Source organism: Streptococcus oralis, from assembly GCF_003942875.1.
GTDB lineage: Bacteria > Bacillota > Bacilli > Lactobacillales > Streptococcaceae > Streptococcus > Streptococcus oralis_BX.
In genome coordinates this window covers 93,147-119,085 of record NZ_RMVK01000003.1, presented here as the reverse complement: position 1 = coordinate 119,085, position 25,939 = coordinate 93,147, and the positions used below count along the sequence as shown (strand labels likewise).

General features: G+C 40.6%; 26 protein-coding genes. 1 reads left to right on the top strand and 25 read right to left on the bottom strand.

Annotated features, from left to right (window positions below; all coding sequences use genetic code 11):
• Window positions 1-46 precede the first annotated feature (46 nt).
• The 14 genes from D8844_RS04255 to pbp2b all read right to left on the bottom strand — a co-directional run bounded on the left by D8844_RS04255 (window position 47) and on the right by pbp2b (window position 10,795).
• Window positions 47-676: a hypothetical protein gene (locus tag D8844_RS04255; RefSeq protein ID WP_001242076.1), complete on the bottom strand. Its 630-nt coding sequence runs from the start codon at window positions 674-676 to the stop codon at window positions 47-49.
• Entirely contained in the window at window positions 673-1,287 is a 615-nt protein-coding gene (locus D8844_RS04250) for a hypothetical protein (RefSeq protein WP_001242124.1), read from the bottom strand. The genes D8844_RS04255 and D8844_RS04250 overlap by 4 nt, the downstream gene beginning before the upstream one ends.
• Window positions 1,284-1,910 carry a hypothetical protein gene (locus tag D8844_RS04245; protein ID WP_001242088.1) on the bottom strand — a complete coding sequence of 209 codons (627 nt, stop codon included), beginning with the start codon at window positions 1,908-1,910 and terminating at the stop codon, window positions 1,284-1,286. The genes D8844_RS04250 and D8844_RS04245 overlap by 4 nt, the downstream gene beginning before the upstream one ends.
• On the bottom strand, window positions 1,907-2,536 hold the full coding sequence (locus D8844_RS04240) for a hypothetical protein (RefSeq protein ID WP_125422133.1): 630 nt from the start codon (window positions 2,534-2,536) through the stop codon (window positions 1,907-1,909). The genes D8844_RS04245 and D8844_RS04240 overlap by 4 nt, the downstream gene beginning before the upstream one ends.
• Complete coding sequence (locus D8844_RS04235; RefSeq protein ID WP_125397827.1) at window positions 2,533-3,165, bottom strand: hypothetical protein; 633 nt, start codon at window positions 3,163-3,165, stop codon at window positions 2,533-2,535. The genes D8844_RS04240 and D8844_RS04235 overlap by 4 nt, the downstream gene beginning before the upstream one ends.
• Window positions 3,162-3,791: a hypothetical protein gene (locus D8844_RS04230; RefSeq protein ID WP_125422130.1), complete on the bottom strand. Its 630-nt coding sequence runs from the start codon at window positions 3,789-3,791 to the stop codon at window positions 3,162-3,164. The genes D8844_RS04235 and D8844_RS04230 overlap by 4 nt, the downstream gene beginning before the upstream one ends.
• On the bottom strand, window positions 3,788-4,402 hold the full coding sequence (locus tag D8844_RS04225; protein WP_125397829.1) for a hypothetical protein: 615 nt from the start codon (window positions 4,400-4,402) through the stop codon (window positions 3,788-3,790). Before D8844_RS04225 ends, D8844_RS04230 begins: the two co-directional genes overlap by 4 nt.
• Window positions 4,399-5,025, bottom strand: coding sequence for a hypothetical protein (locus D8844_RS04220; protein WP_125422128.1), 627 nt, complete (start codon window positions 5,023-5,025; stop codon window positions 4,399-4,401). Before D8844_RS04220 ends, D8844_RS04225 begins: the two co-directional genes overlap by 4 nt.
• Entirely contained in the window at window positions 5,022-5,630 is a 609-nt protein-coding gene (locus tag D8844_RS04215; RefSeq protein WP_125422125.1) for a hypothetical protein, read from the bottom strand. The genes D8844_RS04220 and D8844_RS04215 overlap by 4 nt, the downstream gene beginning before the upstream one ends.
• 10 nt (window positions 5,631-5,640) lie before the next feature.
• Window positions 5,641-7,215, bottom strand: a complete 1,575-nt coding sequence (locus D8844_RS04210; RefSeq protein ID WP_125422122.1) for a virulence protein — start codon at window positions 7,213-7,215, stop codon at window positions 5,641-5,643.
• Entirely contained in the window at window positions 7,206-7,577 is a 372-nt protein-coding gene (locus D8844_RS04205) for a hypothetical protein (RefSeq protein WP_253678278.1), read from the bottom strand. Before D8844_RS04205 ends, D8844_RS04210 begins: the two co-directional genes overlap by 10 nt.
• Window positions 7,565-7,840, bottom strand: coding sequence for a TIGR04197 family type VII secretion effector (locus D8844_RS04200; RefSeq protein ID WP_000509001.1), 276 nt, complete (start codon window positions 7,838-7,840; stop codon window positions 7,565-7,567). Before D8844_RS04200 ends, D8844_RS04205 begins: the two co-directional genes overlap by 13 nt.
• Window positions 7,841-8,142: 302 nt before the next feature.
• On the bottom strand, window positions 8,143-8,739 hold the full coding sequence (gene recR / locus D8844_RS04195) for a recombination mediator RecR (protein WP_000966754.1): 597 nt from the start codon (window positions 8,737-8,739) through the stop codon (window positions 8,143-8,145).
• Window positions 8,740-8,749: 10 nt separating this feature from the next.
• Window positions 8,750-10,795 (bottom strand): penicillin-binding protein PBP2B, encoded by a 2,046-nt coding sequence (gene pbp2b, locus D8844_RS04190; RefSeq protein WP_049478460.1) that lies wholly within the window; start codon window positions 10,793-10,795, stop codon window positions 8,750-8,752.
• Window positions 10,796-11,050: 255 nt separating this feature from the next.
• Here pbp2b and D8844_RS04185 point away from each other — a divergent pair, with 255 nt between their 5' ends.
• Entirely contained in the window at window positions 11,051-11,902 is an 852-nt protein-coding gene (locus D8844_RS04185; protein ID WP_070696219.1) for a MurR/RpiR family transcriptional regulator, read from the top strand.
• A 135-nt stretch (window positions 11,903-12,037) separates the two neighbouring features.
• Here D8844_RS04185 and D8844_RS04180 read toward each other — a convergent pair whose 3' ends face one another.
• The 11 genes from D8844_RS04180 to D8844_RS04125 all read right to left on the bottom strand — a co-directional run bounded on the left by D8844_RS04180 (window position 12,038) and on the right by D8844_RS04125 (window position 25,782).
• A complete protein-coding gene (locus tag D8844_RS04180) occupies window positions 12,038-12,802 on the bottom strand; it encodes a class I SAM-dependent methyltransferase (RefSeq protein ID WP_125412978.1) in 765 nt (254 codons plus the stop codon).
• Window positions 12,803-13,246: 444 nt separating this feature from the next.
• A complete protein-coding gene (locus D8844_RS04175; RefSeq protein ID WP_125422119.1) occupies window positions 13,247-14,143 on the bottom strand; it encodes an ROK family protein in 897 nt (298 codons plus the stop codon).
• A 17-nt stretch (window positions 14,144-14,160) separates the two neighbouring features.
• Window positions 14,161-15,078, bottom strand: coding sequence for a dihydrodipicolinate synthase family protein (locus D8844_RS04170; protein ID WP_125422116.1), 918 nt, complete (start codon window positions 15,076-15,078; stop codon window positions 14,161-14,163).
• A gap of 171 nt (window positions 15,079-15,249) precedes the next feature.
• On the bottom strand, window positions 15,250-15,894 hold the full coding sequence (locus D8844_RS04165) for a DUF624 domain-containing protein (RefSeq protein ID WP_125422113.1): 645 nt from the start codon (window positions 15,892-15,894) through the stop codon (window positions 15,250-15,252).
• A gap of 20 nt (window positions 15,895-15,914) precedes the next feature.
• Entirely contained in the window at window positions 15,915-16,367 is a 453-nt protein-coding gene (locus D8844_RS04160; RefSeq protein WP_125422110.1) for a NanQ anomerase/TabA/YiaL family protein, read from the bottom strand.
• Between the two features lie 389 nt (window positions 16,368-16,756).
• A complete protein-coding gene (locus D8844_RS04155) occupies window positions 16,757-17,596 on the bottom strand; it encodes a carbohydrate ABC transporter permease (RefSeq protein ID WP_001183243.1) in 840 nt (279 codons plus the stop codon).
• 15 nt (window positions 17,597-17,611) lie between these two features.
• The gene (locus D8844_RS04150; protein WP_161801140.1) at window positions 17,612-18,478 is read right to left on the bottom strand and encodes a carbohydrate ABC transporter permease; all 867 of its coding nucleotides are present in this window, start codon (window positions 18,476-18,478) and stop codon (window positions 17,612-17,614) included.
• A 219-nt stretch (window positions 18,479-18,697) separates the two neighbouring features.
• Window positions 18,698-20,026 carry an ABC transporter substrate-binding protein gene (locus D8844_RS04145; RefSeq protein WP_125422107.1) on the bottom strand — a complete coding sequence of 443 codons (1,329 nt, stop codon included), beginning with the start codon at window positions 20,024-20,026 and terminating at the stop codon, window positions 18,698-18,700.
• A 114-nt stretch (window positions 20,027-20,140) separates the two neighbouring features.
• Window positions 20,141-20,839: an N-acetylmannosamine-6-phosphate 2-epimerase gene (locus D8844_RS04140; RefSeq protein ID WP_001135644.1), complete on the bottom strand. Its 699-nt coding sequence runs from the start codon at window positions 20,837-20,839 to the stop codon at window positions 20,141-20,143.
• A 233-nt stretch (window positions 20,840-21,072) separates the two neighbouring features.
• On the bottom strand, window positions 21,073-24,465 hold the full coding sequence (locus D8844_RS04135; protein ID WP_125422104.1) for an SIALI-17 repeat-containing surface protein: 3,393 nt from the start codon (window positions 24,463-24,465) through the stop codon (window positions 21,073-21,075).
• A 336-nt stretch (window positions 24,466-24,801) separates the two neighbouring features.
• The gene (locus D8844_RS04125) at window positions 24,802-25,782 is read right to left on the bottom strand and encodes an acetylxylan esterase (protein WP_125412970.1); all 981 of its coding nucleotides are present in this window, start codon (window positions 25,780-25,782) and stop codon (window positions 24,802-24,804) included.
• Window positions 25,783-25,939 lie beyond the last annotated feature (157 nt).

The window sequence follows — 25,939 nt, the reverse complement described above, 5'->3', positions numbered from 1 at the left end:
TCCCTCCATATAACACTCTCTTTCAAATAAGTTTTATTATAAACTCTCACTCGTCTTCCTCGTCGTCATAAACTGGCTCGCCATGGATTTTGATGTATTCTTCATTCCTGCGGTCGTCTTCTTCCCAAACCGGGTCTCTTACATCGTCCATAAACGGAATTTCTTCCAAACTCAGCTCGTTAGCCTCTTCATAACTCATCGAAAGGATATCCTCATGCCGGTTTTTAAATTCCTCCACACTTAACCAGCTCTCTTTATCATCTTCGCTAATCTGACCATCAATAGCAGTCGCAATTTCAATGGCCATAATATAGAAGGCACGTTTATCAACAGTTAGAAGGTCAAGGTGGGTAGAAGCTAAACGTAGACAGTCTCCTTTTTCTCGATAGTCTGTTGCTGGATTGTCTTCAAAATCTAATTCAAGATTTTCATATACATGACTCCCAAATTTATTGATAATCCCTTCTTTCAACTGAACATTATTCCATCTATTATCATGCATCCACTTATTCAATTTCAAGTGAATAGTTGGGTCTGTTTTAAATGGGCGAGTATTCCCAAAATAAGAAATATCTACTGTCTTCCCATCTTTAGTATCAAACCACATTCTCTTCGCTAGTTCTAAGTAATCAAATGGAATTTCTTTGGTATAATCGCCTTTGATATATAGTCTCACTCGTCTTCCTCGTCGTCCAACTCTACCTCTCCATGGATTCGGATATACTCCTCGCGCTTCCTATCCAACTCTTCCCAGAGAGGCTCGTCTATGGCTTTCAAAACCTTTATCTCTTCTAAACTAATATCGACTGCTTCGTCGTAGGTCATATTCAGTAGGTCTTTATGTTTCGTTTTGAATTCTTCAACACTCAGCCATGTTTCTTTGTCGTCTTCGCTGATTTGGCCGTCAATGACAGATGCTACCTCAATCGCCATGATATAGAGAGCACGCTTGTCAACCGTTAAAATATCTAGATGAGTGGAAATAATTCGCAAATAATTACCTTTCTCACGCTCATCGCTTTCATAGGAATCTTCAAAATCCAATATTAGATACTCGTATTTAAATGAATTCCACGGATTATCTCCTATTTTAAAACCAGTCACCCCCCAACGTTCATCATTTGAAGAAAATTTGTCCAAACTAACGCTAAAATAGAAATCATCATCACGTGCGTAAGAAAAACCAACTTCCACACCTTTGCGTTCTTTGAACCACATTTTCCAAGGAAATTCTATACAGGTTTGGTATATACTAGTTTCGTAGTTACCTTTAAGATATAGTCTCACTCGTCTTCCTCATCGTCATAAACTCGTTCACCATGGATTTGGATGTACTCCTCACGCTTCCTATCCAATTCTTCCCAGATGGGATCATCAATAGCATCAATCGTTTGAATTTCTTCCAAACTCATCTCATTTGCTTCATCAAAGGTTAGAGATAAGATATCTTGGTACTTTTCCTTGAATTCCTCGATTGTTAGCCATGTTTTCTTATCATCTTCACTAATTTGTCCATCAATAGCAATCGCAATTTCAAGCGCCATAATATACATAGCACGTTTATCAACTGTTAAAACATCCAAATAATTAGAAGCGATTCTTAGATATTTTCCCTTTTCTCTACCGTCGCTTTCATAACTTCCCTCATAATCCAAATCAATATTTTCATATTTTTGGGAATTTATTGCACTGCCACCTTTAACCTTGGCATCTTTCCAACGAGAGCCACTTGCTCCCCACTTATCTAACCTCAAAGATAAATAGAAGTCATTTTGCAACATCTCATCATCCCCGACATTTGAGAAACTTATTTTTTGACCATTTCTTTCTTTAAACCACATTTTCCAAACAAGCTCTCTAGTGGTAAATGTTATTTTTTTCTTAAAGTCACTTTTGATATATAGTCTCACTCGTCTTCCTCGTCGTCAAACACACGTTCACCATGGATTTTGATGTATTCTTCACGAAGACGCTCTTCTTCATCCCATAAAGGATCTCTTACTGGCACCATTGTCTTTAATTCTTCCAAACTAATTTCAACCGCTTCATCATAAGTCAGTGAAAGAACATCCTTATGTAGCTCCTTAAAGGTCTCTACATCTAACCATGTCTCTTTGTCATCCTCGCTGATATTCCCACCTATTGCACTCGCAACCTCGACCGCCATAATGTATAAAGCACGTTTATCTACTGTTAAAACATCTATATGAGATGTTGCGATACGTAGATAATCTCCACGTTCTCTCCACTCTGTAATGAAAGTTTTTTCAAATTCAAGTGTTATACTCTCATATTCCAAAGACAACCAAGGATTACTAGGAATTATAAAAGGAGCCTTATCCCACCTTTCGTCAACTGAAGAGCATTTGTGTAACCGAACACCAAAGTAAAAATCATCCTGTAACATAGCATCATCACCAACATTGGAGAAACTTATTTTCTTGCCATTCCGTTCCTTAAACCACATTTTCCAAACAAGCTCTCTTGTCGTAAAGGTTATTTTTTGCTTAAAATCACTTTTGATATATATTCTCACTCTTCTTCCTCGTCGTCATAAATTCGTTCACCATGGATTTGGATGTACTCCTCACGCTTCTTATCCAATTCTTCCCAGATGGGATCGTCAATAGCATCAATCGTTTGAATTTCTTCCAAACTCATCTCATTTGCTTCATCAAAGGTTAAAGATAAGATATCTTGGTGATTTTTCTTGAATTCCTCGATTGTCAGCCATGTTTTCTTGTCATCTTCACTAATTTGTCCATTAAAGATTGTGGCAATCTCAATGGCCATGATATAGAACGCTCTTTTATCAAGTGTGAGAAGTTCAAGATGGGTAGAGGCCAAACGTAAACAGTCTCCATTTTCGCGAAAATCTGTTACATAAGCATCTTCATAATCTAAATTTAGTTCTTCATCAATTTGTGAAAAAAAGCGATATTTTATCCCTTCTTGTATCGGAACATGCAACCAAAGTTCATCATAATCCTGTTTATCTAGTTTTAGATGAATGGCTATATCATTCCTATCTCTGATTTTAAGAAAACCAGAATAGGAGAGAGGGATGCCTTCTCCTTGATAATTTTCAAACCACATCCTTTTCGCTAGTTCCATGTAATCAAATGGAATTTCTTTGGTGTAATCGCCTTTGATGTAAATTCTCACTCGTCGTCCTCGTCGTCATAAACACGTTCGCCATGGATTTTGATGTATTCTTCACGAAGTCGCTCTTCTTCATCCCACAAAGTTTCCTCTACAGGTTTCAAACTTTTCAGTTCCTCCACGCTGATATCGGTTGCTTGATCGTAACTTAGTGATAAGACATCCTTGTGCAACTCCTTAAAAGTCTCTACATCTATCCAGGTCTCCTTGTCATCCTCGCTAATTTTTCCATCAATTGCACCAGCCACCTCGATCGCCATGATATACATAGCACGTTTATCAACCGTTAAAATATCCGTATGTGTTGTAGCAATCCTAAGGTTTTCTCCACGTTCTCTCCCATCAGTAATAAAATCATTTTCAAATTCAAGTATTATATTCTCATATTCCAAAGACAACCAAGGATTACTAGGAATTATAAAAGGAGCCTTATCCCATCTTTCGTCAACTGAAGACCATTTGTGTAACCGAACACCAAAGTAAAAATCATCCTGTAACATCTCATCATCACCAACATTGGAGAAACTTATTTTCTTGCCATTCCGTTCCTTAAACCACATCTTCCAAACAAGCTCTCTTGTTGTAAAGGTTATTTTTTTCTTAAAATCACTTTTGATATATAATCTCACTCGTCGTCCTCGTCGTCCAACTCTACCTCTCCATGGATTCGGATATACTCCTCGCGCTTCCTATCCAATTCTTCCCAGATGGGATCGTCAATAGCTTTCAAAACCTTTATCTCTTCTAAACTAATATCGACTGCTTCGTCGTAGGTCATATTCAGTAGGTCTTTATGTTTCGTTTTGAATTCTTCAACACTCAGCCAAGTTTCTTTGTCGTCTTCGCTGATTTGACCGTCAATGACAGATGCTACCTCAATCGCCATGATATAGAGCGCTCGCTTGTCAACCGTTAGAATATCCTTATGAGTCGTGATTATTCGAAGATAGTCTCCTTTTTCTCGCCCATCACTTTCATAAGAATCTTCAAAATTTAAATTTAAATTTTCACGCTTAAAAGTCGCCCAAGAGTCTTTTCCTATTCTAAAATCAGCCATTCCCCAACGCTCATCATTTGAAGAAAATTTATCTAGAGTTAAACTCAAATAAAAATTATCATCAAATGCATAAGAAAAACCAACTTTCACTCCCTTACGTTCTTTGAACCACATTTTCCAAGGATATTCCATACAGTTTTGGTATATACTAGTTTCGTAGTTGCCTTTAAGATATAATCTCACTCATCTTCCTCATCATCATAAACACGTTCGCCGTGGATTTTGATGTATTCTTCTCGAAGCCGTTCCTCCTCTTCCCATAGAGGATCTCTTACCGGTACCATTGTCTTTAATTCTTCCAAACTGATTTCAACAGCTTCATCATAAGTCAGTGAAAGAACATCCTTGTGATATTTCTTAAATTCTTCTACACTTAGCCAACTTTGCTTGCCGTCTTCGCTAATCTGACCATCAATGGCAGATGCTACTTCAGTTGCCATAATGTATAAAGCACGTTTGTCTACAGTTAAAACATCTATATGAGATGTTGCGATACGTAGATAATCTCCACGTTCTCTCCACTCTGTAATGAAAGTTTTTTCAAATTCCAATTGAATATTTTCATCAGAAAACGAATTCCAAGGATCACTCTTGTCATATGGTATATGATTCCATCGTTTATCATTAAATCGCCATTTATCAAATTGAACTCCAAAAAAGAAATCATCTTGTAGCATCTCATCATCACCAACGTTTGAGTATGTAATAGGATGACCCTGCCATTCCTTAAACCACATTTCCCAGAGCAACTCTCTTGTCGTAAAGGTTATTTTTTTCTTAAAATCACTTTTGATATATAGTCTCATAAATCTGAGATATCGCCTCCATGTGCTAGTATATATTCTTTTCGACGAGTGGCTTCTTCCTCCCAAAGAGGGTCGTCTACCACATCCATCGTTTGAATTTCAGTCAAACTTAGTTCATTTACTTCTTCAAAAGTTAAAGATAGAATAGCCTCATGTTTTCTTTTAAACTCTTCAATTGTCAACCAGCTATTCTTACCATCCTCGCTAATTTGCCCATCAATCACCTTTGCAATCTCAAGCGCCATAATGTACATAGCTCGTTTATCAACTGTCAAAACTTCTAGATGGGTGGTTAAAATACGGAGATAGTCTCCCTTTTCATTATAATCCGTAGCAAATGCATCTTCAAAATTAATTTCAATACTTTCCTTAATATGTGAAAAGAGTCTTCGTACCCCTTCCTTTAGGGGGACACTAGACCATCTCTTATCGGCAGTGCCTTTCCTCAAGGATAAATTTGAGAAAAAATCTTCTTGTAATGCATCATTGTTCCCAGCATTTGAGTAAGAAATTTGCTCATCTTCTGGAAACCACATTTTACCAGCTAGTTCTAAATAACCATAAGGTACTCTTTTTGTATAATCACCTTTTAAATATAATTTCATTGTTCACTCCTTATTGCGTCAAGTATTTAAAAGCTTTCCACATATTTTTGATAACTTCTTCTTTAGCTCCTTTTCCAAGTCCATTTAGTTCAGATTGTTCATTTACCCAGTTTACAATATCCTGCCTACTTGAAATAGTTGAGGCTTCAATATCTATGTCGAGGTTATAACCTGACTTTCCACTCCCCGATTGAACTTGGATTTTCCCACTATCTGGCTCCGCATCAACTCGAATATTATCGACTTTTTTACCGTTAACTCGTCCAGAAATCTTTTTTCCAAAAGACTTACTCGTCGGTTTATTTGCCTGCCAGCTGTTGTAGTTGCTAGAATAATTAACCTGAATTTCGCCATTTTGTAAGGCTGTCTTTGTGATAGCTGATAAGCTAGTTACTGCTCCACTAGCTATCAGTACATTCCCATATTGTACCCCTGATACAGATGCTGCCGTACCAGCTACGATACTTGTCCCTGCTGTTGGTGGACCAGCCATGATACTCAAGACTTCAAGGGCGCCACTCGCAAAGTAGACTCCTAAACCAGAGAAAATTTGAGCTACTCCACTCCAAAATTCGACTGAATTTGCTTCAAAGTTTTGGGCTTTTAGTTCATCAAACTTTTTGTTAACCAAATGAGTATAGTCAGCATCGTATTTCCCGTTTTTTGAAACGACATAGCCTTGTTCCAAGGAATGAATTTCAATGATATTCCCTGTTTCATCAATCTTAAGAGTGTGATTGTAGTCGTCAATTATTTTATCCCATTCGGACTTGTCGTGACCTTTCAGGCGCTTCTTTAATTCGGCACGATAGTAGGCATCACCATCGTCCGATAGCATCATATCCCTAGAAGCTTTATTGATGGCACGAGTTTCCGAGTCTTGAAAATCTCTTTTGGCATGCGAAACAATCTTCACATCCTTCATCTTTTGCACCCAGCTCATGTCTACACCGTCCGCATAGTAGTTGCCATCGCTATCGACAATGATTTTACTTAGTTGCGTAGCTCCTTGAATCGCTAACCCAAGGACTTCTAGGCTATCGCTGAAATACTGGGAAACCTCTGAGACAAAAAATTCTAGTTTTTCAATCTTGTCATCCAAATCCTGAATACCCGACTCGATTTGAGACTTGGTATTGTAGAGGATGGTCTTCTCAGAGAAAGCTTTCCCCCAATTGAGACTAAAGAGGTCCGTGATTTGATTTAGCCAGTTCTCCCTCGCTTGAATCTGAGTTTCTACGATGGCTAACTGCTCTTCCCTCAATTTTTTCAGTTCCTTGAGCTGGTCCAGGTCCAAATCACCATATCCAGAGACCTGAGCATCTGCATTTTTGTAGGAGGTCAACTCTAGTTGGATATCATCTATCGCTGCTTGTAACTTCTTGATGCTAGGGATGATAATCTCTGTAAAGAGACCCTTCCCAGCTGTGTAGGCTGCTCCTGTCAGCTCACCTGAGTCTAAAGAGGAAATCAGGTGGTCACATCCACTAGATAAGCGGTCCGTGACTTCATTTGCGACTTGGAGGTTGTTAGTCATGGCTTGAATCAATTCTTGGGATTCTTGTGCACTGTATTTTACTCCCATGGTAGCCGATTCCTTTCCGATATCAGTTCTTCTCTGGCTTCATCGAAAGACCGACGAGCCTTCTTCGTTTGTTTTCCCAATTCATCCAGTTCCTCTTCTACATAAGAGTTGACCTGTCGTTGAATGGTTCTATTATCACTTTCGATTTGCTCTATCACCTGACGAGAACTGGGCGAGAGAGCCAATAGAGTCGCCATACGATGGTGGATACTCTGGATTTCTGAGTGAAAGTGAATTACCTGCTGTTCATATTGTCTTTTTAGAGTCTGAAGACTTTCTTCCTTATCGTCAATCTTGACAATTTCTCGCCAAAGTTTGTAGCGTTTTTCTTCGTTCTTATCTGCCATTTTTAATGTTCCCATCTCTTAGCCAGCTCTACGTCGCGTTTTTCAATCTTATGAGCAATTTCTGGAAACTTATTTGCTTGTGTCAAAACAGCCGAGCTGAAATCACTGACCGCCTGAAGCATTTGATTGCAGGCCTGACGTCCAGCTTCCATCCCTGCGATTTCAGAAGTATACGAAAATTCTACTTGCTGATTTTGCTTCTTGCTCGTGTCATACCCGACCAATTCATTAATAGCTGCCTCTGCTGCTATCGTGCTAGATTTTATCTTTCCACCCATACTTCAAACTCCCCTTATTCATTGTATATTGACCATATCATAACACAAAAATAGTACGATTTCAAAACAAACCCTAAGGGCAAGTGAGCTCATCTCCTTAGAGTAAACTCTATCGCTCGGTGAATGAGTTTGACAAAGACGGCACTAGTCATTTTGGAGATCCCTTTTCTGATTCCTTATAGTTCGAGTAGTCTTATTAGCAAGGCTTGTTCACCTCTCGTGAGAAACAAAAAAAGACAAGCCCTAGAAAAATTCCTAGGGCTCGTCTTATGTGTCAAAATGAGCTACGTTTTAACTGACTCCTACAACTCTGTCCGATTTTCAATGGCTCGTAAGAGTGTGACTTCGTCCGCATACTCGATATCTGCTCCCACGGCTAGTCCTCGTGCTAGGCGAGTGACCTTGATACCAGCTGGCTTGAGGAGACGAGAGAGATACATAGATGTCGCTTCTCCATCCGCTGTCGCATTGGTTGCCACGATCACTTCTGAAACCTCACTATCCATAAGACGGGTCATGAGACTCTTGAGGTTGATATCGTCTGGGCTGATACCATTCATCGGAGAAATGAGGCCGTGCAAGACGTGATAGAGTCCGTGGTATTCTTGGATGTTTTCCATAGCAGCCACATCGCGACTATCCTCTAGCACCAAGATGGTTGTCTGGTCTCGAGTCGGGTCCGTACAGATCGAGCAAGGGTCATCATCGGTCAAGCGACCACAGATGGAACAATAGGTCAATTCCCGTTTAGCAGACAGGAGATTTTTGGCAAATTCATTGACATCGTCATCAGACATTCCAATGGTATAGAAGGCTAGGCGGGTAGCCGTTTTAATCCCGATACCTGGTAACTTTGAATAGCTATCAATCAGCTTGGCAATAGGTGTTGGATACAGCATAAGTTCCTTTCTAATTCATTGGATGATGTTGGTGATAAAGATTGATAATGTCGCGTGCAATCGAAGGTCCGACACCATTTGTAAGGTTGGTGTTATGAGGAAAGACGACTGCGACCGCGATTTGGGGATTTTCGGTCGGTGCATAGGCGACTGCGTTGGTATTATTGGCTTTTTGACCGCCATTAACGTAACTTTCGGCAGTACCCGTTTTCCCGCTGATGGATACGGCTGCGCCATTTGAAAAGGCACGACCAGTTGTCAGCGCACTCGTTCCATGCGAAACTTGATAGAAACCTTGCTGCAAGATAGCCATATCTGATTCTGAGATATTGACCTTGTTTAGTTCCTTAGTGGCTGTTTCTTGAACCAGACTACCTAGGCCACCTTGGTCATTGTTTCCATAAACCCCTTCAACGATGTGAGGAGCCAAACGTACGCCATTGTTTGCAATGGTTGCGACATACTGGGCTAACTGCATCGGTGTGTAGTTATCAAACTGACCAAAGGCATTGGTAATGTAATTAGCAAAATTATACTCTTTTGGTATAAAACCAGTTGACTCATCTGGAAGGTCAATGCCTGTTGAGGCTCCAAGACCATATTCCGCAAATGTCGAACGTAATTTCGCCATAGCAGACTCAAGATTGCTGGTTCCTACTGTCATATTAGGCTGATAGGTTTGGCCCATCATTCCTAGGGCAGTTTGAATCATATAGGCATTGGATGAGTATTCCAAAGCCTCGACAGCTGTAATCGGGAAGGAACCGTAGTAATAAGGGGTATACCAGGAATTGATAGGGGCAGAACCTTGAAAGACGATTGGTTGATCTGTTAAAGTTTGATTGCCTGATAAAACACCATTTTCCCAACCTGAGCTGATGGTTGCCGCCTTAACGACAGATCCTGGAACAAAAACGTTGGTTATCGTTCCAAGCGAATCTGAACTTAATTTCCCGGATTCGACATCATGCTTGACTCCTGACATGGCCAAAACTGCTCCGGTTTTAGGATTGAGGGCTACGGCGTAGACTCCTTCAGAGTATTTGGCTCCACCATTGCCCAACTCTGAGTTGAAGTAGCTCTTGAGTAGGTCGTCCACACCATTCTGGAAAGCTAGGTCAACCGTTAACTTGATATTGTTTCCTTTGCTTCCTTCTTCGACATTTTCCACACTTTCCATATTTCCGTGTTTGTCGAGGTGGATTTCCTTGACGGAGCGTTTGCCTTGAAGAACATCTTCATATTGCTTTTCAAGATAGGAAGTCCCCACTCGGTCATTGAGAGAATAGCCTTTTTTGAGATAAGCATCAACTTCCTCTGCTGGAAGTCCGGATTTTTCATTTGAGACGCTACCGACGATCGTCGATAAAGAAGTGTCCAAGACTTTACGATCCCATGAGGTTGAAATGCTGATACCTGGTAATTCCTTGGATGCTGATGCAACGAGAGCAACTTGGGTATCATCTAAGGCATCCGTAGAAATGGTTCCTGTCGCAAAATTTTCAACGGCATTGAGCTGACTAAAGAGATAGATTTCCTTTTTCTGGTCATCTGTATAATTGAGTTGACTCACGTCAATGCTTTCAACCGCATTATTGTAAAGAGTTGCTTCTGATAAACGATTCCCATCTGAATCTAGGCGTTTATCGCTTGGCAAGGATTCGACTGTTTTTTTGTAAATATCCTGGTCCGCCAAGTAGTAATCTGCAATCTGTCGATCTGTCAGATCAGGGGAGGTTACATTTACATAAGTGAGGAGTTTCTTGGCTGTCTCCTTCAATTCGGCTGCCGTCATTTTATTGTTTCGTGTGAAAGAAACAACCTGCTTGACAGTATTTTCTACCAAGGGTTTCCCTGCCGCATCATAGATCTGTCCACGAGCTGAACTGGTTGTTACCCTTGTTTGGCTGGCTGAGGCCAATTTTGTTTCATAGAAATCTTTATTTAACACCTGCATGTATAACAATCGACCAATAATGGCCATAAAGAGCAGAATGACAATCGCAAATAGTAAATTAAGCCGAATCGGAATCGAATGGCTATTAAATTTTCTCATACAACTAAGACTCTTTTCTAGAAAAATTCCCGATTTCCACCTTTATTTCCCCTAAAATAATAGAGTAAATAGGTAAAGCTCAGTACATTTCATTGTACCATATTTTACGGAGAAACTCTTGGAAAAGTCGAAGCATTTTTTGACTTTTAACTGAAAATGCCTTTTTATTTGGTTATCCTATTTTCTATGATATAATGATAGTAATAGTTAGGAAAGCGTTAGCTTTTAAGACTTTGACTCATAAAAAGGAGCCTCATGAACAAGCCAGATATCGCAACCATAATCGATCTCCATTTTGAAGAATTAACCGAGCTCGAGCAAGAAATCGCTCGCTATTTTTTGCAAACTGAAACGATCCAAGATGATCTCTCTTCTCAGCAAGTTACCCAGAAATTACATATCTCCCAAGCAGCCTTGACCCGCTTTGCCAAAAAGTGTGGTTTTACAGGCTACCGAGAGTTCGTCTTTCAATACCAACATCAGGCTAGTAAACAGGACACTCATTCGCACAAACACAGTCCTTTGACCAAACGTGTTTTACGAAGCTACAGTATCATGCGAGAACAAACACAGGATTTGATTGACGAAGAACAACTGGAACGCGTCGCCCAATTAATCGATGACGCAGAACGAGTTTACTTTTTTGGGACGGGAAGTTCTGGTCTGATTGCCCGTGAGATGAAACTGCGCTTTATGCGTCTAGGTGTTGTCTGTGAAGCTTTGACCGATCAGGATGGCTTTGCTTGGACGACTAGTATCATGGATGAAAATTGTCTGGTACTTGGTTTTTCCCTATCAGGCACTACCCAATCCGTCCTCGATAGTTTGTTGGATGCCAAGGAAATGGGTGCCAAGACCATTCTCTTTACCAGCGCCCCAAATAAAAATAGTCAGGCCTATACCGAAACAGTCCTTGTGGCAAGCCATAGTCAATCTTCTTACATCCAGCGTATTTCCGCTCAACTCCCTATGCTCATTTTAATAGATTTGATTTATGCCTACTTTTTAGAAATCAATCGCGAGAGCAAAGAAAAAATCTTTAACAGCTATTGGGAAAATAAAAAGCTCAACGGCTATCGTAGACAAAAACGCGTTAGAAAATCCTAGTTTGGTTGAACCAAACTAGGATTGTTTTGTTTTGAAATGATAATAGGCACCCAACATCCCTGCGGTATTTTGGTGATGGGCAAATTCTAATCGTAAAATAAAACGAGCTATTCTTCAGAAGTACCTTCTATAATATCATAGTTTAATGCAAAGTGTAGCGATGTAGTCATTTCCATACCGTGATAATCGATGTCTTTTGTCACACGATTCATAAAAATCGATCATAGCGAGGCCGTTTTTTAGTTGTCCTCTAATCTGACTTTCTAAGGTATGGCTAAATTCATATCCATATTCTGGATTGATGGTGATTTTGCCTTCCTCTTCAAGCTCTCTTGAATTAAAAGGTAGTGAAAACTTTAACTGTAATTCCTCATCAGGTTTGTCCCATACAGTGTCAGCATCATACATGTAGATCCAAGGATTCATAAATCCGACCATTAACAAACCGCCCTTTTTCAATACGCGAGAGGCTTCTTTATACATGTTTTCTAAATCTTCTATATATACATTTGAAACTGGATTAAAAATAATATCAAAAGTTTCATTTTCAAATGGAAATGGTTTTGTCATATCGCCTTGAACGGTATTGATTTTTAAGCCTTCTCGTTTTGCAACCATCTCATCTCTTTCTAATTGCGATTTAGAAAAATCCATGATGGTGACATCATAACCTTTTGCAGCAAAAACCGGACCCTGCTGGCCACCACCACAAGCTAAACCTAATATCTTTTTTCCCTTGGCTTTTTCAAACCATTCTGTCGGAACTTTTTTCCCCACAGTTAAGGCGACAGAAATTGGATGCTTTCTAGCTTCTTCTAATTCTTCATGTGTCAATGGCTCAGTATAGTCGTTTTTTACATTATTCCATCTATCTTCATTTAATTTTATATAATTACTCATCTTACAATCTCCTCGTAATTTTATATGATTTCGACTTCAGGTGAATAGGTTGCCATTACATTTTTCTCACCTCTACAAATTCTAATTTGTCAATTTTTCGTCCATCTCATTATATCATTTTTCCACATTTTCCCATTTAGTCAAGCTAAATATCAATTAAATGGATGATAGAATTGCTCTCGCCTTGTAGTTCATCATCTCGCATTAACCTTTCATACAAGGCGGTTATTTTCTCCTAGTTTCTCACGATTACCTCCTTTGGCTCAAATTTTTCAATAAAAAAAGAATTAAGCAAAACAGTTTTCACTCAAATAGTGATTCAGTGTTTTTCTTAATTCTATAGTTCCAAACTAGGATTGTTTTGTTTTGATACTCTTCGAAAATCAAATTCAAACCACGTCAGCTTCACCTTGCCGTACTCAAGTACTGCCTACGGCTAGCTTCCTACTTTGCTTTTTGATTTTCATTGAGTATAAAATGATAATAGGCTCCCAACATTCCTGCTGTATTTTGGTGATGGGCAAATTCTAATCGTGTTTTTTCAGCTAGGCTTGGCACCAAGGCCGCCTTCAAGGCTGTGCGGATCTTCGGTTTGAGAATAGCCTCTTGCCCCATGATCCCGCCACCGAGAATGACCACTTCTGGATTGGCAACGTAGCAAATATTTGCCAGACCTTTCCCAAGGTAGTCTACCATGCGGTCAATACCAGCCATACAAATCTTGTTTCCTTCAGTAGCTTCCTTGAAAATGCGTCGGCCATTCCACTGGTCAACTGGATCTCCATGAGCTACTGCTACATATTCTACTAAGGCTGTCGTAGAAGCAAGATCCTGAAAAGCTCCATCCTGCATGTGCATATAACCAACTTCGCAGGCTGAATTACTAAATCCATGGAAGACCTTCCCACCCATAATCAAGCAACCACCGATACCGGTTCCAATGGTCAAGCAAAGAGTGACACTCGCTCCCGTGCCTGAACCAGATACTGCCTCAGCCAGACCTGCACAATTGACGTCATTCTCAATCTCGCAAGGAATATTAAAACTCGTCTCGATTTCCTTCTTGAACTGGGTTCCTGCATAGTTGGGAATCTGAGGACCAGCGTAGAAAATTTCCCCCTTATCAGGATCCACCATTCCTGCAGAAGAAATGGCAACACCTGCTACTGGGCCTTTTTCTAAATAGCTGGCTACGATATCTTTTGTCTTTTGTAAGATATGAGGTCCACCCTTATGCGCCTCGGTTGGCATTTCATGCGATTCAACAAGTTGGCCTTCTTGGTCAATCAAACCATATTTGATGTTGGTTCCACCGATATCAATTGCAACGTAGTGTGTCATAAATACCTCCTTATGGATTAGAGGAAGCGCTTCTTGGTTTCACGAATCAAGGCTGCAGCTGCTTCTACAACTGGTCGATCTTCTTCAGTCACTGGCGTCAATGGTGAACGAACTGATCCAATGTTCAAGCCTTCATTGATCTTCAAGACTTCTTTGATGACACCGTACATATTTCCATGTGCAGCAGTGAGTTTGCCAATGATTGCATTGATAGCGTATTGCAATTCACGCGCTGTTTCCAAATCTTTCTCAGCAATCAACTCATTGAGTTTCAAGAAGAGTTCTGGCATCGCACCATAAGTACCACCGATACCAGCCTTAGCACCCATGAGGCGACCACCTAGGAACTGTTCATCTGGACCATTGAATACGATGTGGTCTTCTCCACCAAGGCTGACAAAGGTTTGGATATCTTGAACTGGCATAGAAGAGTTCTTAACACCGATAACACGTGGATTCTTCAACATTTCAGTGTAGAGACTTGGAGTCAAAGCAACACCTGCTAACTGAGGAATATTATAAATTACGTAGTCTGTGTTTGGAGCTGCAGCACTAATGTCATTCCAGTATTTGGCAACTGAATACTCAGGCAAACGGAAGTAAATAGGTGGGATTGTTGCGATAGCATCTACTCCCAAGCTTTCCGCATGGCGAGCAAGTTCAATACTGTCTTTAGTATTATTACAAGCTACGTGAGCGATAATAGTCAATTTGCCTTTAGCAACTGCCATGACTTCTTCCAAAATCAACTTGCGGTCCTCTACACTTTGGTAGATACATTCACCAGAAGAACCATTGACATAGAGACCTTGAACTCCCTTATCAATGAAGTATTGAACCAAGGCACGCGTACGCTCTGGACTGACCTCTCCTTGATCATCATAACATGCGTAGAAGGCTGGAATGACACCTTCGTATTTTTTCAAATCTGACATATATTTTCTCCTAAGATTTCTTTTTTTCTGCTGAGAGCAGTTCTATTTTTTACAAGTTTAGTATACACCTTGTGAAAATCGCTTTCAATATCTTGTATACACTTAGATTTTAGTTTCTACTTGTATTTTAGAAACTGTAACGATTGAAAGTAGTTTCAGGGACGAGCCATTCTACTGGTATTTGGCGAAAATTTTCTCCATCAATCCTGCTTGGAGAAAGACCAGCAAACCAAAACCAAAGAGGATAAAAGTTGACCCACCCAAAAGGAGAGTGAAGGCGGATAGATAAAGAACCATCACAATGAGAAAGAGAATGGCTAACATGAGGAAGAACCAAGGAAAGTTAAAACTTGCCAAGATAAGCCCTTTTTGCAGCACTTCTTTCCAAGACAAATCATAGCGCGCAGCAATGGGATAACTAGCCAGCATCACGAGAGTGAGAAAAATGAGAATACCCAAACAAATAGCTTTCACAATCTGGAAAGGTAAAGCTGTCTGGCCCCAGAAAAGATAGAGGTCTAAAAGACTTAGCAAAACTATGCCCAACTCTAGCAAACCCAACTGAAGCCCCAGTTTTAGATTTTGCTTGAAAGCTCTCAGATAGGTTCTGAAAACAGGTACTCGCCTGCTTCTCTTAATCTCAAACATGGTTTGGTAGAGGCTTATTTTAGCCACTCCAATCGTCACGATTGGCAAACAAGAGACAACAAAAAGAAGATTGGCTGTCACGATATCCAAGACCTTCTCACTGAAACGCATGAGAAAATTATCTGTATCAAATGCTGCCTTGATAAGGCTTACTCCTTTTTGTGCCATGTTTGCTCCTCCTGATTCTTTTAATCAATCAAAATTTTAAAGAGATATTTGCGAACTTTTTCTTCCATCCCTGCGTAGCCATTTGGCTGGTGAGGTTCTCCTGGGAAGAAAACTGCAAAATTGTGATATCCCAACAAAAGTGGGTAATGTTCGTGACAATGAACAAAGCCAATATCGCTGGCTTCATCAAAAGCTACAGCCTCATCTTTAATGCGAGAACCGTAGCTAGAATATTCATGTCCTTCAACTAACAAATGCAAGTCTGCATAGTTTTTATGGTGCTCAAAGCGATCATTTTCTTCTTTGTTGAGAACATTTTCCTGTACAACTAGGAAGACCTTATCTCCATCAATATCGTATTTGCCTAATTCAAAAGTATCTTTACGATGCTCATAGAGATAATCAATAGCCTTATCGAGATTGGGATGGATTCCCTTGTAAAAGGCGATGTTTTTCAAATCGTCAAAAATCATACTGTTTCCTTCGTTTCTGATAGTTACTATTTTTCAGTTTCGAATTATCCTTTCTCTATCTCCCTGTAATAGTGCGGACGGAAGCAAATTCCTTCGGTATTTCATTCCTAATTTTTGAGCCTTTTGCTCTTTCATCGTCAGTCTCAAAAATTCCGTCTAAGATAAGCGTAAGATGCTTAACTTAGATACCACTAAAGCGGGAAATAGCCACCATAAAACGAACCTACTCTAACTAGTATCATGAAAAGAGTTCATTCTTAAGTTTATAAGTGTCTGACAAAACTTCACGAAGTAACTGCATACTCTCCATTTTGTAGACACTTATAACTCTATATTTCCATAGTATGCCAAGACCACTTCTGCAATCTTGATACACTAATTTACTTTTCTTAACCTTTGACCGCTCCCATAGTGATACCCTGAGTGAAGGATTTTTGGAAGACAAGGAAGACGGTTACGATTGGCACGGCTGCAAGAGCTGCACCCGCCATGATCAAACCATAGTTGGTTGCCATTTCGGCCTGCATGGTCGCAACCCCGAGTGAGATGGTTAAGTTTTGACGTGAAGTCAACATAACCAACTGCATAAAGTAGTCGTTCCAAGTATTGATGAAGGTAAAGATTGCAAGGGCTGCAAATCCTGGTTTCACGATAGGGAAGGCTACGCTCCAGAAGGTACGGATCTCACCACAACCGTCGATTTTAGCTGATTCAAGCAATTCTGTAGGGATATTTTCACTGAATTGTTTCATAAGGAATACCCCAAATGGCCATCCGATCAAAGGCAAAATCACTGCCCAAAGAGTATCGTGAATTCCCATGAAGTTAACGATACGTACCAATGGTACAAGGACAACTTGTTTTGGAAGCGCCATGGCAGCGATAAAGACTGCAAAGAGAATGCGCTGACCATAGAAACGTTTTTTAGCCAAGACATAACCTGCTAGAGAAGAGGTTGCACACACTAGGAACATGGTTACCAGTGAGATAAATACAGAGTTCCACATCCACTGCATAGCAGGGTTTTGCACCATGAGTTGTTGGAAGTTCTCCATGGTTGGCATTTTAGGGAACCACTGTGGCGGAATCATAATGGTATCAGGCTGTGATTTGAAGGCCCCTGTCAAGATCCAGTAGAATGGAAAGATGAACAGTACGGTCAACAAGAGCAAGATAATCGTTGAAATAACAGTGAAAGCTGTTAAGGGTTTCTTTTGTGTAGGTTGCATAACTGTCTCCTTTCTTTAGTATTCTACGTCGTTTCCGAGAATCTTGAATTGAGCAAAGCTGACAATTGCAATCATCACTGCCAAGAAGACACCGATGGTATTGGCATAGCCGTACTCTGTCAATTGGAAGGCTTTTTCGTATAGGTAGTACATCAAGGTACTTGTTGAGTAGTTTGGACCACCAGAAGTCAAGAGCTGAATCAAAGCGAAACATTGGAATGAGTTGATAGTCGTAATAATCGCGATGTAAAGAGTTGTTGGAAGAAGGCTAGGCCATTTGATCTTCCAGAAGACTTGGAATTCAGTCGCACCGTCTACACGCGCTGCTTCAACAAGTGAGTTGTCAATATTCCCCATGGCAGCGATATAAAGAATAATCGGTTGACCAACAGATGTTGTCAAAAGGATGATCATAATCGCTAGCAAAGCCCAGTTTTTGTCACCCAGCCAAGAAATATTTTGGCTGATGATATGGCTTGACTTAAGGACAAAGTTTAGAATCCCTGATAGGGGGTCATAGATCCATTTCCATACAACCGTTACGGCAACACTACCTGTAACTACAGGAAGGAAGAAGACGAAACGATAGAAAGAACGGGCAATGGCATTTTGATGATAGGTTTGAGATGCTACAAAGAGCGAGAAGAGAACCACAATCGGAACAGATCCAATAACCAGGATAACGGTATTGATCAAAGACTTCACAAAGACAGGGTCTTTAAACATGCGAATGTAGTTGTCCAAGCCCACAAACTCAAATTTAGTCATGGAGTAGTTAAAGAAACTTGTAATGAATCCCATAATCATAGGAGCCAAGACAAAGATGACAAAGAAGAATAACACTGGTGCTAGGAAAGCGTAGGAAATCACTGTTTCCCGCATACGAATTTTATTGACTTTCACAGTCGGCACCTCTCTTTCAAATAGAATAGTTTTTGATTTTCTTGAACTGTTTTAAAACCAAAATGAAATTTTTTAAGATTCGCTTATGTAAGAACTTCATTTTAATTTCGTGACAGTTCCTACCATTTCAAACAAAAGTCCCCCTTTTCTTACACCATAGTGCACAGGGAAAAGGGGGGAATCAATCTGACTTAGTGCTTATTGTTTTGTAGCTTTTTTGATTGTTTCGTTAGCTTTTTCAGTGAAGGCTTTCAAAGCATCCGCTGGTTTTTCGTCACCATTTGATACAGATTGCAACATTGGGAACCAAAGTGTTCTCATTTCAGCAAATCCATCGATAGTGTTGTAGTATGGTGAGTAGTATTTAGTCCAGCCACTGATTGTTTCCATACGTTTATCTTCATAAAGTTTGCCAAATGAAGTACGAACTGGGAAGGCACCTGTACGAACTACGTCTTTAGGACCCCATTCTTTGTCATCTGCGATGAATTGAACGAATTTCTTAGCAGCTGCGATTTTCTTATCGTCTTTGTTGTTAAATACTGCAAATCCGTTTACAAGGTATTCAAGAGATGGTTTACCAGAGTCTGATGGGAATGGTACTTCTACCACATCTACCTTACTTGCTTCCAAGAGTTTCGCTTGGATACCGTTTTGAGCTGGTGCCCAAAGGATTGTGTATGATGTTTGACCATTCGCAAAGTTTTGGATGTCTGCTCCACCGTCAAATTGTGAACCGTTGTTCAATAGACCGTCCTTGATCCAGCTAGCAGCTTTTTCAAGACCTTTGACGAATTTAGGATCGTCTGTTGTATATTTTGTTACATCTTTGTCTGTTACAGAACCGCCATAAAGGTTTGCGATGAAGGCACGTGTTCCTTGGTCTCCCCCTTGACCAGAACTGAACAATGAACCTGGTGTATATCCTTTATCTTTAAGCGCTTTCAAAACTTTTTCAAAGTCATCAGTTGTCCAACCTTCTTTTACAAGGTTTGCAACTCCAGCATCTTCCAACATTTTCTTGTTCATGGCCATGTAGAATGGAGCTGAACTGATTGGATACATGTAAGCTTTATCTCCAGCCTTACTTGCTTGTACGATGTTTTCATTATTGACATCTTTGACGAATTCGTCTGTGAAGAGGTCGTTCAACTCAGCCAATTTACCATTTTTACCGTATTGGATGATACGTCCTGGTGCGTCAAAGAGTACGTCTGGCGCTGTTCCTGCTTCGATGGCTGTTGTAATCTTTTCAGGTCCTGACTTGAAGTCGATAGTTTCCAATTTCACTTTTACATCTGGATTTGCTTTTTCGAAAGCTTCGATGATTGATTTTTCATAAGTTCCAACACCATCGCCAGTCTTTTCTTGTGTGAAGACTGGGAATGCCCACCAAGTGATTTCTGTTTTTCCGCTATCGCTTCCTGATTTTCCAGCATCTTTACTTCCACCAGAGTTACCACAAGCCGCAAGGCCAAGAATCGCAGCACCTGCAAGTACTGTACAAGCTAGTTTTCTAAATTTCATTTGTATTCTCCTAATTGTTAAGCGTGTCCATATTGGATAGTGAGTAAGCTTCTATTTGTATACGTTTTCATTTTATCCGACGCATCGACCACTCTCCTCTGTTTTGAGATTGTATTATTTAAGACCGGCAACAAAGCGTTCCGTAATCTCTTTTGGTCTAGTAATAGCTCCACCGACAACAATACCTCGTACCCCATATTCAAGAATTTGTTTGGCTTGTTCTGGTGTATGAATTTTTCCTTCAGCTATGACATCCACACCGGCATCGCAGAGTTTTTTTATTAGTTCAAAGTCTGGACCATCTACTTTCGGACTATAAGAAGTATAACCTGATAGAGTTGTTCCAACAAAATCAATCCCTGCTTCGACTGCTGCTATTCCTTCTTCAAAAGTGCTAGTATCAGCCATTAAGAGTTGATGTGGATACTTTTCTTTGACTTGTCGGATAAAGTCCTGAATTTCCAAACCGTCGTATCGTTCACGTTTGGTACAATCCAGAGCAATGACCTCAATGTCTAGTTCAGCCAATTCATCAACTTCTTTCATAGTAGCTGTAATGAATGGCTCCTGTGGCGGATAGTCACGTTTGATGATCCCGATAATAGGGAGTTTCGTAACCTCCTTGATCTCCTTGATATCACGAACACTGTTTGCTCGGATACCGACTGCTCCACCTTGCTCAGCCGCTTTGACTAGCAAGGGGATAACCCCTCCCGCTTCTGTATAAAGCGGTTCGTGAGGAAGTGCCTGGCAAGAGACAATGATTCCATCTTTGATCTGTTCAATCAAGGCTTCTTTGCTGATCTGTGGCATCCTCTTTCCTCCCTTTCTTTCTTCTATGGGCTTATTATATATCATTTGTTAAGCGCTTTCAATAGATTGTGATAGAATAGATTTCAGTTTCAAAACTATTTTATAGAACAGACTATCCTGAAAGTAGTTTCAGACTTCTTATGATTTCGAATCAACCTGAATGTAATAAAGAAAGATAGCAGGCTGAAAAACCTGCTATCTCTTCTGAGACTTATTCAAATAGCTTTTGCTTACTATTCTTTTCTCTTCTTGCCAAATGCAAACAAGGATAAAAGAACACCTGCAAGACCAAGGGAAATCAGTGAGCTTGTTTCCTTGCTTCCAGTATTTGGTAGACCCGTTTGCTTAACTGCTGGAGCTTGATAGGTAACATCTTGTCCTAGAGATAGTTTGTTGTCTGCAGCTGCTAATACTAGATTGGTGTCTCCCTTGTACTCTGGCACTTCATGAACTGCTGCCTCAGCGCCATTGACGCCACCTACGTACTCTGGTAGGTCATTTGAAGCTGCCAAGACAAAGTTAGCGCCTCCTCTATATTCAGGAAGCTCGTTTGAGGCTGCTAGGACCGCATTGACACCACCTTTAAACTCTGGCAGTTCATGGACTGCCGCCTCAACAGCGTTGACCCCACCTGTAAATTCAGGCTTTTCAACTGTTGGCGCTGCTTCTTCACCTACTGTTGCTAATGGACCGGTGTACTCTGTCATCTCTGCCACTGGGGCTTCCTCAGCATTAACACCTCCTGTGAATTCAGGTTTTTCTACTGTTGGAGCTGGTTCTTCTCCTACTGTTGCCAATGGTCCAGTGTACTCTGGTATCTCTGCCACTGGGGCTTCCTCAGCATTAACACCACCTGCGAACTCTGGAACCTCATGGATAGCAGCTTCACTGCCATTAATACCATCGCTTAGTTTAGAGCCAGCTAAAGAAACTGGTAAATTGTGCATGCTTTCAATTGCACCCTCAGCTAGACCTGTAATTCTTTGACCCATATCTTCTGGATCCACAGTAAATAAGAGAGTTTTTGTATCGTATTGGGTCATGAAGGTTGCTGTCTTGCCATTTGCCAATTGAAGGGTCGGAGCCTTGTTGACCAATACTTCCGAATCGAACTCCATGGCAATAATACCTGGCCATTTTTGGATAGCATATTTCACTTTTGCTTCTTTAGGAGAAATTCTTTCCTTGGTCAAGAAATCCCAGTTGAATTTCTTATAGGATAAAGTATAATCGTTTTGATTGCCATCCGCATGCTCATAAAGCAAACCATATTCGCCATTTCCGAGTTCTTGGAGTGAGTTGTACGCAAACTTACCACTTTGTATAGGATTGTGTTTTAGCCACGTCAACTCACCATTCGCCTCAACACGAGCCAGGTGAACTAAACCATTGTTTCGTCCAGGGCCACCAGCATTGCTGAGTAGAATGTATTCCTTTCCTTCATGCATGGTGTGAATAGCGGACATTTGAACATAAACGTCTTTTACTTGATGATATCGTTTGATTTCCTTATCCCACGTTGCTCCCCCATCATGACTGGTCGCAACCTGAAGATCACCAGTCAACCCACGCATAAAGAGCTTGAGATCCCCATTATTCAACTGAACAACAGTCGACTCCGTATTTTGGGCACCTGGATTATTCATAGTTGAAGAATGAATGGTTTGGTTGCCTACTGGGCGGTTATCATTAACTGCTTCCCCTGCTTGCCATGTTTCACCATGATCATCTGAATAAATTACACGAGATGATTGTGAACCATTTAGGTAGGAAACGTTGTTTGTTGTATAAACTGGAATCACCAGTCTTCCCTTATGAGGTCCTGTACGTAAGGCAATCCCAGTACCAGGTCCAGTTCCTAGGAAGTGCATCCAATCTTTCCGAATCCCATGAGTAATATCTTTTGGTGCAGACCAAGTCTTCCCATCGTCATCACTGTAGGACATCCATAGGTAGTTGGTATTGGAAACTCTAAAAATATTCTTCTCACTATACTCAAAATAAATATTCCCGATTAGTTCGTTCCCTTTATACAAATCTCCCTTATCGCTATAGGCTGGTTTTTTAGGGCCAACGACAACACGATAATCTGTCTTTCTATTTTGAGGATCGAAAACCTCTCCGTTTTCTCGAATCGTATAGCGACCTGATTCTCCTTGCTTATATAAAACTTGATAAACTTTATCTCCCACTTGTTCATAAGCTTTCGGAGCTTGCCCTGGCAGAGAAAATACTGCCTTACTTTCAAGGAACATGTCATAAATTGCAAAAATTCTCTTTGTTTCAGGGTCTTGTACCAAGGCCATATCAATATTAACTGGAGATGGCCAATCTGCATGTTTAGCGTGCTCATTGTCACGAGGATTTGAGATTACGATTCGGTCTCCCCATGTTTTTCCATTATCTGAGCTGCGACGAACAACCATCCCAATATCTCCCCAGTCAGAATGGTGCAAACGTCTTTCATCCGTTCCTGCAATCAGCGTTCCTTTATCTGTCTTGAGAAGAGCTGGGATACGATAACTCTTGATACCATCTTTATTTGGTTGATTGTTCCTACCACCTTCAAAGACGTCTTCTTTCTCAGTGACTTTTGCTCCCTCAGGAAGTTTCTGTTCCAATTCACCTCTTTCAAATAATTGACTCCGTGTTTGAACTTCATCTGGGCTTAAAGCACGATCATAAACAGTTAGGTTTCGAACTTGTAGGTTTGATGCCCAAACTGTTTTATTGCCTCGTTTGGTTGCTCCAAGTTGAGCTTGATTAACATCTGGCATATCTTTAATGAAGTTCCCAGATTTTAGACTTGTTCGAGATAAGACACCGTTCACATAGAGACGAACTCGACCATGAGGTAACTCCGTTGTCGGTTGTTCGACAGTAAAGGTCACGGAATTCCATTGTCCAGGGCGAACTTTCAAAGGAGCATCTGTATACTTATCATAGAACTGCTCCCCGTTAGCGCCACGCCCTTCAATAAGAGCTGTATTATCAAGGACCGACATAGTAAAGTACTCATTTTCCTTGGTGTCACTGGATACCGAGAAGAGATTGTAAAAACGTGGAGCTGATGCATCTGGTTTGAACTCCATGTGAACTGTAGCATTTTTTAGTTGCTTTAGTTTGTCTAGTTCATTTGATAAATCAACTCTCTGACCATTTGCTGCATTGGTTTCAACATCTTCTTTTTCAAGGACAGGATTAGCATTTTTTAAATCTCTTGAGTAATAGTCACGAGGAATAGCACCCTGATCCTCTGATTCCTCTTCCTTATTTGCTTCTTCTGCAGGGGTTTCCGTAGAGGATGGGGTTTCTGATTCTACACTCTCATTTTTTTTCAAATGATCTTGGTCCACCTCAACGCCATTGTCTTGAGCTGCTGCCAATTTGCCAGCCAAATCCTTATCCAAATGAGCAAGATCTCCCGAGGACACTTCTTTTGGCAATTCTGATAATCCTTGACCAGATTCGACAGTTTCTGTATTGGCCCCTGCTGCATTGGCTTGCTCTTGAGCTAAGACTGGATTTGCTCCAAATACTACTGTCCCAATCACTACCGATGCCGCACCAACTGCAAATTTTCGAATTCCGTATCGCTGTTTCCGATGTAAAGAGTTGTAATTCATGTTTGTCCTTTCATTTTCATAAAAATAAAGCGCTTTCTTTTTTCTTTAAAAATTTTTATTGTCTCTTCAAGAGACAAGTTTTACAAGAAAGTATCCAACTTAATGAGAGCTCCCAATCCTCTCCCATTTTCTGCTGAGCCATTCTTTAAGCGCCCAGCAGCCTTTTTCCTCCTTTCATAAGTGACTTTTCCTTTATTATACAATAAAGTCTTATATTTATATCTGTGTTCCTGCAGAATAGATTTTACTTTTAAGAACATTTTAATATTTTAAATTTTCTAAAAGTACTTTCAGGTTTTGGACATAAAAAAGAGAGCTCCTGGGCTCTCTCATTCATTATTTTACATACTTAAAAGGAATCTCACTGCCACAGAGCCAGTTGTAGACTTGGTCATTGACAAAAACATTCATGGCTTCATGGGCATACTCAGGCATGATGCGATAGGCCTTATCGCAGGTCAGACGGTTGTAAATCGCAAACTGGGTAATAGGATAGCAAACATCGTCATCCAAGCCCGTAATCATCTTGACCTCTCCTTTGATACGATGGGCAAGATTCTTCACATCGATATAGGCAAGAGTCGCCATGATTTCCTCCTCTGTTTCATGGAAGGGATCGTGGAACTTGAAATAACGGAAAAGTTCGTCATAGGCTTCACTGGTATTGCCAATCTCAAGCACTCGTCTAAAGTCTGACAAGAAAGGATAGATGGCAACTGTTTTCTGAATCCGAGGATTGAGCGCTGCTGCAACCAGGGCTAAAGCACCGCCTTGTGAGGCACCATAGCTAGAAAGTCTTTTCTCATCCACCTGTGGCAGACTAGCAATAATTTCAACCAACTGGTAAATATCCAGATAAACATCCTTATAAAAGAGATGTTCACGACCCTCAACAGCACCACGGATGATATGCCCTTTCACCGTATTTCCAAGTGGAGAGCGTAAGCCGTCTTGAGAATAGCCCGACTGGCCACGAACGTCCATGGAAACAACACCGTAACCAGCCACAGTGAAGGCCAGCATGTCGGTCCAGTCCCAACCACGTCCCATATAACCATGAAAGTGGAAGATTAACGGAACTTTCTCCTCACTCTTTGGCAGGACGACCCGTGCGTAGACCTTGCCTTCATTGGTTCCTTCAAAGGTTAGCTCATAGCACTTGACTTGGGGAATATGGAAATCTCTTTCCTCCAACTGGTAGGCTGGAAGTGTGGAAACTTTTTTGACTTCCTCATCCCAAAAAGTATCAAAGTCTTCTGGAACCTCATCCCGTCCTAGATAGGTCTTGATTTCTTCTAACAAAGCTGGATTTTTCATAGCATGCTCCTTTAGTTTTGTAATCGCTATCATAACTCTAGCATATCTAGGAAAGCAATGCAAGAAAGAAAGATAAACAGAAAGTGATTTTAGATTCTCTTTCCTTAAACCTATCGTCTGAAAGTAGTTTTAAAAATAAAAAGAGCGTTTCCGCTCT